The 13,438-nt window shown below is 55.7% G+C and carries 5 protein-coding genes; all 5 read left to right on the forward strand.

The window, feature by feature from the left end:
* Positions 1-144: 144 nt before the first annotated feature.
* On the forward strand, positions 145-1,083 hold the full coding sequence (locus PV433_RS33215; RefSeq protein WP_332076233.1) for an AraC family transcriptional regulator: 939 nt from the start codon (positions 145-147) through the stop codon (positions 1,081-1,083).
* 743 nt (positions 1,084-1,826) lie between these two features.
* Positions 1,827-4,046, forward strand: coding sequence for a right-handed parallel beta-helix repeat-containing protein (locus PV433_RS33220; RefSeq protein WP_332076234.1), 2,220 nt, complete (start codon positions 1,827-1,829; stop codon positions 4,044-4,046).
* Between the two features lie 195 nt (positions 4,047-4,241).
* Positions 4,242-5,609 (forward strand): extracellular solute-binding protein, encoded by a 1,368-nt coding sequence (locus tag PV433_RS33225; RefSeq protein ID WP_332076235.1) that lies wholly within the window; start codon positions 4,242-4,244, stop codon positions 5,607-5,609.
* A gap of 590 nt (positions 5,610-6,199) precedes the next feature.
* Positions 6,200-8,053, forward strand: a complete 1,854-nt coding sequence (locus tag PV433_RS33230) for a hypothetical protein (RefSeq protein ID WP_332076236.1) — start codon at positions 6,200-6,202, stop codon at positions 8,051-8,053.
* A gap of 36 nt (positions 8,054-8,089) precedes the next feature.
* The gene (locus tag PV433_RS33235; protein WP_332076237.1) at positions 8,090-13,207 is read left to right on the forward strand and encodes an S-layer homology domain-containing protein; all 5,118 of its coding nucleotides are present in this window, start codon (positions 8,090-8,092) and stop codon (positions 13,205-13,207) included.
* The last annotated feature ends 231 nt before the right edge of the window (positions 13,208-13,438 follow it).

Here is a 13,438-nt window from a genome sequence, read left to right on the forward strand (position 1 = left end):
GATGCGATGTTGCGGTTTCCTTTCCCCGTTATCATACGTCAGTTCTGAATGCGGTTACAATCTGGAGAAACGCTCCACTTCTACACCATTTGTGCCGGGGTTATGCTATGCTGATATGGGGAACAAGGAGCGGGAGGCGAGGGTATGACGATCGACGTAGCCTTTATGCAAACGATTAACACGATTCAAGTATTCAACAGCATTTTCGGGAGCAGGCCGCCGGGCTGGTCGTTCGAGAAGCATTACCATCCGTATTGCGAACTGCTCCATTGTCGGTCGGGCGAAATCCGTCTGGAGCTGGAAGGACAGCTGCTGGTGCTGCGTCCCGGAGATTGGCTGGTCATCAAATCGCGCGTTAAGCACCGGCTGTGGAACGGCGGCGGGGAAACTTACTTTTTCTTTCACGCCCACTTCGATATCGACGATCACGGGCTGCGCGAGCTGCTGCATGCTGCGCCGTACAAGCATGTTTCTTTCGGCGAGGCGTCAGAGCGAACTTCTCCGTTTCTGGAACAACTGGGCCATCGTCTCGAGGCGCTGCTGCGCGTTCATGTGCCCGAGTTTGTGATGCACCTGGAATCCGTGCAGCAGCGAAAGCGGTTCTGGCTGGAGCAATTGCCGCTTCACGGCAGGCTTGCGCTGCAAGCTTATGTGACGCTCGCGATAGCGGAGATCGTCGCTCAGCAGCCAACTGCGCCGTCCGGCAGCGAATCGGCTTCGGGCACATACAGCTCGGCGGCGGAAGTCGATACGGCCCATGCGATCGGGCGTATGCTCGACGAGCAGGTGTACACCGACGTGACGATTACAGAACTGGCCGAACGGCTGGGCTTGAGCCGCACGCAGTTCACGAAGATTTTCACGAAAGTGCATGGCATCTCTCCCCGGCAATACGTCAGCAGACAGAAGATGAACACCGCCAAAATGCTGTTGATGAATACGGACGAGTCGATCGGCGAAATTGCCAGTCGTCTCGGATTTGCGAGTCTCAATCATTTCTCCCGTCAGTTTCGCCGCTGGTCCGGTCAGCCGCCCAGCTACTACCGGCCCAAATACAAGCTGGACAAGCCGGAACCCGATTGAACCCGCGGAGCTCGATTGAACCTGGGAAAGGGCTCCGAATTCCGGGCAGACGCGACACGGTTTGTCCGGAGCTTCCGCCGCAAGAGAGGCAGCTTGCATAAATGGGTTGTTCTAGTTCTCATAGAAGAGTTTAACTCTTAGATAAAAGGATGGATTGTTGTCTGGGGACTCCTTCGGAACGGGCTGCTCCAAGCGGTAATGGTACAGTTTTCGGTTAGCCGAATATTGTTTATCGCTCGCTTGGAGGGAGGGAGCGCGACTGAAAAGGTTATCACCAAAACCGGTTAACGTTCCGGGGATTTTTTTGTTTACATTTAAAGAATACGTATAATATAATAAGCCCATATATAGTAGTACAATCCTGTTATAACGCCAATTAATAATAAGAAAACCGTATTCTTTATTAATTGTTAAGAAATCGATTTCCATGCGGTGGCGGCACTAGTGGGATCAGTCATGGAGGTGATTCGCGAAAGGACCAGCCGAATCAACACGGATGCTGCGAAAAGCAGGCCGATTTTCCAATTAATATGTAAGCGATTACAAGGGGCTGGTTCTGAAAGAGTGCTCTCGATCAAATGCGAAGGCCGTAGGCACATACTGATCTGGCTATGTGCCCAGAGGCGGCGAAACTGCAAAGGAATGACATAATGAAGGTTTACACGGGAGCGAAGTAACCGGCCATTACCGGGCGCTGGACAAATTCAAGGCGAATTCGGCCTAATACGCGGGAGGCGAAATGGATGAATCGGGAATTCGGAGAGAGGGAGCAAGATAAGATGGAGAACGCGAAGACAGAGGCGGCACGGACCGGACTCAACCGGAGGCAAGCGTTGGCCTCAATCGGGCTGACGGGAGCGGCGGCGGTGGCGGGATTCGTGTTGCCCGGTCAACTGTCCGGAACTGCATACGGTCAAGGGACCCCTGGCAATTCGGTGCAGCAATCCGTATACGGAGGGCCGCCGGACAAACACAAGCTGAAGGAACTGCTGGAATTATCCTATGTCGTTCCGACTACGATGGCGGAACTGCGAGCCGATGCTTCGCCTCATACGGATTTCGTTTACTGGGTGACGGACCCGGGGCAAGAGGGTCACTTCATCTACGATCCGCTGGACACGACGTCTTCCGATAACACAGGCACGCTGCTCGTTACGGTCGGAGGAATGAGATTTAAACGTATAATGGAAACCGATTACTATAACGTTCGATGGTTCGGAGCGAAAGGAGACGGCGTGACGGACGACAGCTCTTCGATCCAACTGGCCGATAATGAGGCGGCGGCGGCATCCAAACGATTGTATTTCCCCGAAGGTACATACAAAGCTTACGGCCTGCTTATAACGACTTCCTGGTATGCCCACGGCAAGGCCGTCGTGGAGAACGTTACACCGACCGCCAACAAATATAATTTTGTAAGGATGGTGGGCAGAACCGGACTTTCCTTGGAAGGCATGACGTTTGACGGAGGAGTCAGCGCCGATCCGCCCGTTTGGAACAGCTCGAATTACAATTCATTCATCGGCGGTCTTGCCTGCTACCTGTACAACTCTACCGATATCCGGCTCGTCAACTGTACGTTTCGCAACAGTGTCATGTCGCCGCTGAGGATCGAGAGATGCAGCCGGGTTATCGTCGAGAACTGCTTGATGAAGCGCGGGCGGGGCAATTACGGCGACGCCGTCTACCTTTCGGGAAGCGATCATGTCCGGTTCGACCGGTGCACGGCGCACGATTACACGCGAATCGGATTCGTCTGCGAGCAAGGGAGCTGGAACGTTTCTTTCTCCCAATGCCATGCTTATGACGGGCATGACCAGTCCAGACTTTACGGCGGCGCGGAATTTAACGCGGGCTTCTGGTCGGAAAACTCGGAAAACGTCACCTACTCCCAGTGCGTAGCCGAGAACAACACTCATTGCGGATTTACAGTCGCTCCCGGCGTGAACAGACCGTACCATACGTCGACGGCGCCGTATGTGCTGGATTCGTGCGTCGCAATCGGCAACGGCCTGTACGGGATTATCGCAAGCGACAGCAAGGGGGACCGTTTCTCGGTAACCTGCACCGGCTGCTTCGTATTCGGTTCGCGGATCGGAATGGCGATTAACGCTTATCATGCAAACGATACGGTCACGCTCAATCAATGTTATTTCCGGTTAGATGTAACCGCTTCCGGACAAAATGCGGTAGGCGTGTTGTGCGCAGGCAACGACAAGAAGGCGACGATCCGGATCAGCGATTGTCTTTATGATCATTCCGCGGCCGATCCCGCACTACTGGCGTCGAAAACAGCGACCTCCGGCGATATTGTCTTATCCAACAACGCGAAGCTGCAATTGTTCGTGAACGATTGCTCCTGTGTCGACGCCGATATTGCCCTAATTGTAAAAGCGCTTCAAGGAACGCCAACGCTCGAGATCCGGAATTGCTTACTCCACGTTATCGTGCTTAAAGATTTTCAAGAGGCGAGCTTCGACAACTGCCGCTTTACCGGAAACGAACAAGCGATCGGACAACTTACCACTGCCGGCAACTTGAATATGACCCGCTGCTCGGTAACCGGGGGAATGGAAGTGAGCACAACCGGACGCATCCGTTTCGACTCGGTGCAGGCGGTTCTGAGCGGTGCGCAGAAAATCGGGATCGTCCGTAACGCGGCCAACCGGGATATGATGACCGAATTCGTAAATTGCCGCTTCGAGAAAGATATCGCCGCATCCGACTACGCCATCCGCATCGAGGAGAACGGGACGATCAAACCGGCTACCTTATTCCGCGGCTGTATGTTCTACAATGCCGCCGATACGACAACGGCGAGCCATACGTTCATATGGAGCGTTCAGCCGGGAACGAACACGCTGTTCTCCGAATGTTATTCGGACGACACCGTAGCTAACCTGCTGAAGACCGCTGCTGTGCTGAGCGCGCCCGCAGGCAATACGTTACTCGATTTGCACTGAAGCAAAGACGTCTGGCGGCTGGACCGTCAGGCGTCTTTTTCGGTTTCGGACAAGCGGCGTTCCCCCAAACCATTGAATCTGGTTTATATAATAGATCGATATAGCAATTGATCGGCCAATTTTGTATACTATATGCATACCAGAATCGGTGAGAATATTTTGCAAAAACCAATCAAGCATATAGGAGCAAGACTGATGGCCAAACCTGACCGCAACACGTTTCAGAATCGATTGAACGACCTGATGCAATCCATCCGTCAGAACATCCTGAAGGGAGTCTACAAGCCCGGCGACTTTTTACCTGCGGAGACAGCATTAGCGGATCAATTCCAGCTAAGTAAAAACTCCGTACGCCTCGTACTGGAGAAGCTGGTGGAAGACGGACTCATTCACAAAATCCCCCGCGTCGGCACGCAAGTGGCGGCGCGTCCGCAGCAAGCGGCCGTCCGTTTCGGCGTATATCCTTCCCTATACGAGGAAGCGAATATCGGGCAGCTGATCGAACGGTTCCAGGAGGAGCATCCGCATATCCGGATCGAGCCGCTGAAGCTGCCTTATTTCCAGGCGGAAAGCGTCAATCAGCTGCTGCAATCCGGAATCGTCGACGTCATTACGCTGAACCATACCGATTATTTGCATTTTCGCGAGAACGACAACCTGCATGCGCTCGAGCTTTATCCCAAGCCGCAAGAGACTTATCCGTTTTTGAACGAATTATTTGCGACCGGGGACGATCAGGTAGCGGTCAGGCCGTTTATTTTCTCACCCGTCATTCTCTGCTACAATAAAGAGCATTTTCGCCAGTGCCGCCTGTTCGAGCCGGACAGCAGCTGGGATTGGAACGATTTGCGCGAGGCGCTGGTCAAGGTTTCCTCGGCCAACCGGTTCGGCCTGTTTTTCCACTTGTCCTCCTACACCCGATGGCCGATTTTGTTTCTGCAGAACGGGGCGGAATTTCTTCGCGACGGAAACGGACGGCTGTCGATCGGCGATCCGGAGATGATGGGCTTGCTGCGGTTCATCCGCGAGCTTATCCATGAGGACGGTTTGTTCCCGCTTGTGATGTCCTTCGGGGAGCATGATGCCGAGAAGCTGTTCAAGCAGCAGAAAGCTTCGGTGATCCTGACTACCTATTACCGGTTGAATCAATTGATCGGCGCCGATTTCCCGTTCGATATCGCTCAGCTTCCGAAGTCGCGCACCCGCGATACGCTGCTGCTTGCGACCGGTATCGCCGTAGGGACGATGTCTGCGCGGAAGGAGGAGGCCCGCTGCTTCGCGGATTATTTGTTGTCCGAGCAAAGCCAGTCGTTCATCCGCCGCCAGTCGTTCAGTCTGCCTGCGAATAAATGGATAACGGAGTCGGAACAGCCCGAATTGCCGAACAAGCCGGCCCGTCTGGAGCTGCACAGGGAATTGATTCCCCATTATGCGTCGCTGGATCGGCTGAAGCTGTCATTCGACGAAATTCAAGTATTGGGCGGATGCCTGGGGCAATATTTCTCGCGATTGGTCGACGAGGAAGGGCTGATCCGGTTGTTTAATAAACAGCTGACTGTGTAAGAACCGCGTATTCGCGTAAATCTCAATAGACGAACAAAAAAAGAAGCCCAGGTGAACAGTTACGTTTGCCTGGGCTATTTGTGGTTTCGTAGCCAACTGGGCGGACAAACGTAATAAGGTTCTCTGGCAGCCTCTATTTTCGGCATAATCGGAGGATTAAGGCGAATAGAGGCGGTTTGTACCTTTTATTTCAACTAACGGATAAGGTATGTACCTTTTCGTGGAAAATAGCAGCTCCAAACCGCCCTTGTTTCTCCATCCAAGCGGGATTTGGGCAAAATACCGGGTACAAAACGCGACTCGACAAGACGTCAACCCTAACAGTCCCAACAGCACAATGCCAAGCGCTATGACGAGCCGGAATCCCCGCCTAAGGGAAGCCCGGCCAAGGAGAATCACCGGTTAAGGGAATCCTCGCACGCCGCTTCTGCAATAGGATTTTACTCCCATTTACTAGACTACAAAAAAACCAATTGACCGTTTAAAATTACATATGCTATTATTCACTCAGAATTAAAATACTACATATGAACCACAAAGAGGATTTGAAAATCTTTATTGCACTCGTGGGGACAAGGAGGAGAGACCCGATGAAAACAGCCGTCTTTTCGGCAGAACCGCTTCATTACGAGGCGGCCGGGGAAATGAAAGCGTTCCCGCTCGAGAAGCTGGACAGCGAGCCGCTGGAGCCATACGGAGCCGTTCTGCTGATCGGCACGCCGAAGCTTGAGGAGGAAACGGTTCTTTCGCACGAGAACGTCACCCGGCTGTGGAACTATGTGGAGTCTGGGGGAAAGCTGTACGCGGAAGCGGTCAGCGCGTTCGATTTTCCCACCTCGCGCCTGTTCGGGTGGAAACAGGACTTCCCCAAAACCCGCAGGACGCTGGAAAAGCTGCGCCTGACCGAACCCAGGAACGGGCTGCCTGCGGGCTCGCTGCTGGAATGGGAAGGTAGCATGGCCGCCGGCTTCCCGATCTATACCGAGAGCTGGCTCGAATTTGGACCTTACCGGCAAACTCATATCGCGGAGGGCCGCGGCGAGCAGTCGAATCCGGGACTATTCATCAGGCAACTGGGACAAGGCTTATGCGTCTACGCCGCTTTCTCGCTGTTGTCTGCACGCAGCCAAAGAGCGTTCAGACCTTACGGCCGATGGGAGGCTGTGATCGAAGCTTTGTCGGAGCGGACGGGCATTCCTTTTCGCATGTGGAAGCGGGAGATCACGGAGAGCGGAGGGAAGGACCCGGCCGATGCGGTCGCGGCCAGCGTAAGTTGGTTCGCGAACTCCGGCATGCTGCCTGCGCGGGACGGTTCGGCGGGGTTGTACGAGAACATTCACTCCGTGACGGCAGCTCTGTCGAGGGACCGCAGACCGGACTGTCATGCCCATGCCGCGCTGTTTTTCCACTTGTACGGCAAATACAGCGGAGACGAGTACGGAGAGACGGTTTCACGAAATTTGATGGAGTATTTGTTCCGTAGCGGATACCAGGAAACTTCGCCGGACTCGCCGTCCTGCGGCTTCTTCAAATGGTACGATTACCCTGCGGCGCAGCCGGATCAGATGTTCACGGACGATAATGCGTGGGTATGTTTCGTGCTGCTTTATTTGTACCGCAAAACAGGAGTGGAGGAATATAAAAGACGCGGGCTGTTGACGGCACAGGCGCTTCTTGCTACGCAAAATCCGGTCACCGGCCTGCGCCCGAACGTATTGACGGGCTCGCAGCTCGCGGCCATCGGGCGCGAACGCGCCTCGCGGGAGCTTCCGCCTAGCATGAATCCGCATTTCGAGAGTATCGCTCATGCCGCGTTTATTCAGGCTTACCTCGTTACGGGAGAGCGGGGCTATCTGGACACCGCCCTGAGAGGCGCGAACTATTTGCTGGCGCACGAACAGGAGCTGCGCTTCATGTACAGCCGGACATCCGGTCTCAACCGGCTGATTTTGCCGCTCGGCTTTTTGACGAAGCATGACAGCACCGGCGGAATCGCGGCGGGCCTGGAAAGAATCACCGACTATTTGCTGTCCCATCAGCATGCGGCCGGAGGCATTCAGGAAGCGGACAATCCGGACCCGAACCGGTTCGGCAAAGAGGATGCCGGCGTCTTCCTGTTGAATGGCGAAGGCATCGCCGACCAGTTGTATACGAACAATTTTCTGCTGATGAACAGCTGGGAAGCTTGGAAGGCGACCGGCGACGGGAAATATGCCGGGCTGTACCGCACCTTGTCGGCGTTTATGTGCAACATCCAGATCCGCAGTTCGGATTCGCGGTTTAACGGGGGATGGATGCGGGCCTACGATATGGATCGCGCCGAATACTTCGGCAACAACGGAGACACGGGGTGGGGGCCGTACTGTATCGAGAGCGGCTGGACGAATGCGATCGCTTCGGCCGGACTGCTCCTGGGCCTGTTGAACGAAAGCTTGTTCGAATAGTTGAACTGATCATACGATAATGAAGGAGTGCGTTCCATGCTACCGAAAGCTATGCGAAAATTCCGCAAGGCGGCAGCCGGGCTGCTGATTGCTTCTGTTGCCGTCACAGCGGCAGTGCCGCTGCTCCCGGCTGTGCCGGCGCAAGCCGCCGCCGCCGATGTCGTGCCGAGATCGTTCTCGCCGCCCGAGGATATCGGGACGATGGTGACGACGCCCGCCGTCGTGGACAGCTCTTACGGCTTCGAGGACGGGAAGCCGGTCATGTACACCACCGTAACGGGAAATCCGAACGTGGCGGACAACCCGGCCTATTTCAATGTGGTCGATCTGAGCGACTACGGCCTGATCCGTTCGCTTCCTCTGGTCGGTGGAGGGCAATCTTGGGGGCATGTCGTCGATGCGCAAGGTCAAGTCTACATCACCTCCGCCAAATATTTGTTCCGGTACTCGCCGGTTACGAAAACGGTCACCAATCTCGGGTCCCCCGCAGGCTCGTCCACCTTGTACGGTCTGACGGTGGACGAGCAGGGAGTCGTATACGGCGGAACGTATCCGACAGGGGCGGTCTTTAAATACGATCCCCGGACGAACCAGCTATCGGACTACGGCAAGATGACGCCGGCCACGGAATATGTTCGCGCTATCGAATATTACAACGGGTTTCTGTATGCAGGCACCGGTGCGATCGGCGAGCTGTACAAGATGAATCCCGCCGACGGCAGCAGAATCCGTATCCCGTTCCCGGCCAAAGCCGGCTTTACCCCGGGAAATGAGCCGACGGTGTATGCGATGAGCGTCGTTCGCGATTTTCTGTTCATCCATATGAGCTCCACTCCGAACAAATTGCTCATTTACGATCTGACGGCGGAGGAGTGGCTGCCGGATGTGGTCGACAATTACCGCGGCATGTATGTCTCGCCGGAGTTGAACGGCAAAACGTATTATGTCGCAGACGGTAAATTTCACTCGTTCGACCTCGATACGCGCGTGTCCGCGCCGACCGGTGCGGTATTCGGCTCTTACTTTCGCAGAGGCGCCTGGGTGGACGTTCAAGGCGATCCGGAGCTTCCGGGAAAAACGCTCGTGACCGTGTTGTTCAACGGAGCGGTAGCACTGGCGAACTTTACGACGAACGTCGTCAAGTCCTGGATGCCGGTCGTCCCCGGCACGCCGGTCTCGATTCAGTCGCTGGAATTCGGTCCGGACGGATTGCTGTACAGTACGGGATACCAGGGCAGCTACGGGGCGCGTTATAATATCGTCACCGGGGAGAAAGAACTGTTCAGCATGGGCCAGGCCGAAGGGATGATCGCCTACGGCGACAAAATGATTTTCGGCGAATATCCGTCCGCCCATATGCATGAGCTGGATACGACGAAGCCGCTCGAACGCGGCGACAACCCGCGTCAAATTCACGAGATCGGCTTCGAGCAGGACCGGCCGTTTGTTTTGACGACAGGGAACAATAAGCTGTTCACAGGAACGATTCCGAAGCTCGGCAAGCTCGGCGGAGCCATCTCCGTCTATGACGGAACGACTTGGGAGACGTTCCGCAACGTTGTAGACAATCAGAGCATAATGGGGCTGGCTTATCGCAACGGCAAATTGTACGGTTCGACGACGGTGTGGGGCGGACTCGGGATCGAGCCTGCCGCGCAGGAGGCGAAAATGTTCGTCTGGGACGTCGCGGCCAAGCAGAAGGTAGCCGAGTTTGTGCCTGAGATCCGGCAAGCCGGAGGGACGAAGCCCAAAGCGATCGGCGGCTTGGCGTTCGGTCCGGACGGTCTCCTTTGGGGCGCGGCGTACGGCACCATTTTCGCCATGAATCCGGATACGTACGAGATCGTCAAGCAAAAGGAAATTACGTCCACGGATTGGGTATTCGACCATTCCTGGGTGCCGGTAAAGCTGCGCTGGGATGCGGAGGGCATCTTGTATACGACGCTCGGCAGCCAAATCGTAGCCGTGGACCCTTCCACTATGGCATTTGCGAAAATTCCCGGCACGAAAACGAATCTGATGGTGCTCGGTCCGGACGGGAACCTTTATTACAATGAAGCGTCCGTGCTGAAAAAAATTACAGTATCGAAGGAACGGCCGCCGGTTTATACAGATGTCGAGGTACCGGTCGTCAACGGCGGTTTCGAGCAGACGAATGCCGACGGAACGATTCCCGGCTGGGATCGTTTCGGCTATCGGACCGGCGAAGCGGAATATTACGTCACGCAAGAGCAGGCAAACGGAGGACAAAACAGCCTGAAAATTGCCGATACATCGGCGGCGGCTGAGGCGGGCGTAATCTCGATTCCGTTTTCGGTAACTCCGGGTCTGGAGTATACGGGAAAAGCGGATATTTATTTGAGCAGCGGCCGAACGATTTTCTCGATGAAATATTACGATGCGGCAGGCAAAGAAATCAAGGTTACGCCGGCGCCGGCCAACTACTTCTCATCTCCGAGCCAGCGCTGGGCGAAGGCGGATTTCAGCTCGATCGCGCCGGAAGGCGCCGTGACCGGCAAGCTGGTGCTGTTTTGCTCGCTGGCCTGGGTAGGCACGTCCTATTTCGATAACGTGCAGCTGTTCAAAAAAGTCGCAACGGAAGCGCCGCCCCAAGGGCCGTCTGCCCAGGAGCTGGATGTCGCGAATCCCGGCTTCGAGCAGCCGCTTGCCGCCGATGGTTCCATTCCGGGCTGGTCTGTCCGGAAACCCGAAACGCTGAACGGCAAGCAGGCCGCTGTAGAAGTATCCGCCGAGCGGGCGAAGAGCGGCTCGAACAGCCTGCGGTTATTCGATAACGAGACGGCGCTTGAGGTCGCGGTTGATTCCGCTCTGATTCCGGTGATCGGGGGCCGTACGTACACGGCGAGTCTGGATGTGTACAGGACGAGCAATCCTCCGGGCCGCAGCTCCAATCGTCCGATCCTTCAAGTGCGCTACCATGACGCTACGGGCAAGGAGCTGGCTGTCGTTCCGGGAGTTGCGATGAGCAAGGAAATTACGTCTGCGATGAATCAGTGGGACACGGTAACGCTGGAGACGCCGGCCCCCGCCGGAGCGAAATTCATCCGGCTGATAGTGATCGGCGCGAGCTCGTATGTAGCTTCCGTATATGCGGATAACGCCAGCGTAACGACGGTCGTATTGCCCGAAGAGCGCACATCGTTGGCGGTAAGCCGCGACCCCGTGTCGCACGTTGCGCAAGGCGACGCGATTTCGTTCGAAGTGACGGCAACGAACGGTTCGACGATTCTCGTGAAGGAAGGGGATGTAATCGTTGCTCAGGCGGCCGGGGCGGGAGAAGCGAACCCCGTTACGGTGACGATACCGGCACCCGCTCCAGGGACTCATCTCTATAAAGCTTACAGCGTGGTGGACGGAATCGGCAAAAGCGGTACCGTCGACTTGCCGGCGGTTACCGTACATCCGTTAACAGTCCTTGCTTTCGATACCTTGCATCTGGATATGAAGCCGGGCGGCAAGCACTCCGTTCGAGTCCGCGGAACGTACGGCCCGCTCGCCTATGACGTTTCTTCGCAGGCCGAATTAAGTGCCGCGCCGGCCGAAATCGTCTCGATTTCCGGTGCGGAACTGACGGCTCATGCTGCCGGAAGCGCAGTGGTACAAGCGGTGTACGGCGGGAGTATCGCCCACATGACTGTCACGGTAAGCGAAGAGGAGCCGCAGACGCCCGTTCTGAATTCGATTGAACTCGAACTGGCCAAGACGCACATTGAGGTCGGCGAATCGGTGACGACATTCGTGTACGGTCAGTTTGACAACGGTCATCGCTTCCTTGTAACCGATGGAGTGACGTTATCTTCCGATCCCGGCGGGATTGTGTCCGTTGACGGGCGGAACGTTACGGGCATGCAGGCCGGTTCGACGGTTGTGACGGCGGTGTACGGGGGCAAAAGCGCAGCTGTGCCGGTCACGGTAGCTTCGATAACGCCGGAGCCGAGCGAACCGGATACGGACGACACCGGCCCGAGCCCGGGCAATCCGTCAGGGCCGGCACCCCGTCCTTCTCCGGTGAGCGAAGGGCAGCAGCAGGTAAAGGAAAGCGATTTGCAGCCAAAGGACGGTAAAACCAGTTTGACTCTGCTGGCGGACAACAAAGAATTGATTCTTCCGGCCAATGCGCATGAGCTATTGAAAGATTCCGAATTGGAAGTATCCAAAAATAACGTGGTGATCCGGATTCCCGCCAAGCTGCTGGAGGAACTCTCCCTGGCGCTGGGCGTCACGGCGGACAGCGGAGCGCAGATCGCCTTGACGATCGACGTTTTGAGCGCTAGTGAGATCAGCGGAGCCTTATCGGCAGGAGCCGGAGCTTCGGACCACGTCTTGATTCGTCCGGCCGGCGAAGCGGTTCGTCTGGAACTGTCGGCTGTTCGGCCGGATGGCACGAAATCCGCGTATACCCGGTTCAACCAGCCCATGCAGCTTTCGTTGAAATTCGACGACAGCCGGGATGCGGAGCTGCTCGGCATTTACTATATCGCCGATGACGGGACGGTGCACTATGCGGGCGGCCAACGTAACGGAGATAAGCTGGATGCGGAGCTTACGCACTTCAGTATGTATGCGGTGCTGGAGTACGACCGCACGTATGCGGACGTTCCGGTTACCCATTGGGCGTATCCGGCGATCCGTTCGTTAAGCGCCAAGCAGGTCGTACAAGGGGTAACCGAACAAAACTTCGCCCCGGGCGATACCGTCACACGAGCCCAATTTGTTGCTATGCTCGTGAGGACATTCGGTCTAACGAACAGGGCGGATACGGCGAAGGACCGATTCCGCGACGTCCGTAAAGGCGACTGGCACTATCCGGTCATCAGCACGGCGGTCGCAGAAGGAATCGTGGACGGGGTGGATCTGGACCGCTTCGATCCGGACAGCCCGATTACCCGTGAACAGATGGCGTTGATGTTGACCAGAGCTTGGACGAAGAAGTACGGTTCTGTCGAAGGCAAGAATGATCTGGCGATGTTCCGAGATGCTTCGGCGATCAGCGAATGGGCACTCGAAGCGATTCGGGTATCCGTCGCCCGCGGCTGGATGCAAGGCAGATCCGCCGGGGAGCTTGAGCCCGCTGCAACGGCTACACGTGCAGAGAGTGCGCAGTTGTTGGTTAACGTTCTGGGAGATAAGTAAGACTGTAAGCTTCGCAATCGCGTTATCGCGGTTGCGGAGCTTTTTTTCGTGTTGGTGGGCAAAACCAAGGAAAAATCGGATTCTCCCGTACCCATGCATCTCATCTGCATCCGGTAAAACTTCAATATAATAAAAAAATCACAACGAAAGTTTCGGGTTATCCGTTTTCCAATGCCCAATGAATGGTACAATGCGGATATAAAAAGACATGAATCTAATCGGAAGGATGTT

This window comes from Paenibacillus sp. GYB004 (genome assembly GCF_036577605.1).
Classification (GTDB): domain Bacteria; phylum Bacillota; class Bacilli; order Paenibacillales; family NBRC-103111; genus Paenibacillus_AB; species Paenibacillus_AB oceani.

Excerpts from the sequence above, each read along its gene's own strand:
- PV433_RS33215 (WP_332076233.1), top strand. The coding sequence starts at position 145 with ATGACGATCGACGTAGCCTTTATGCAAACGATTAACACGATTCAAGTA.
- PV433_RS33235 (WP_332076237.1), top strand. The coding sequence starts at position 8,090 with ATGCTACCGAAAGCTATGCGAAAATTCCGCAAGGCGGCAGCCGGGCTG.
- PV433_RS33230 (WP_332076236.1), top strand. The coding sequence starts at position 6,200 with ATGAAAACAGCCGTCTTTTCGGCAGAACCGCTTCATTACGAGGCGGCC.
- PV433_RS33220 (WP_332076234.1), top strand. The coding sequence starts at position 1,827 with ATGAATCGGGAATTCGGAGAGAGGGAGCAAGATAAGATGGAGAACGCG.
- PV433_RS33225 (WP_332076235.1), top strand. The coding sequence starts at position 4,242 with ATGGCCAAACCTGACCGCAACACGTTTCAGAATCGATTGAACGACCTG.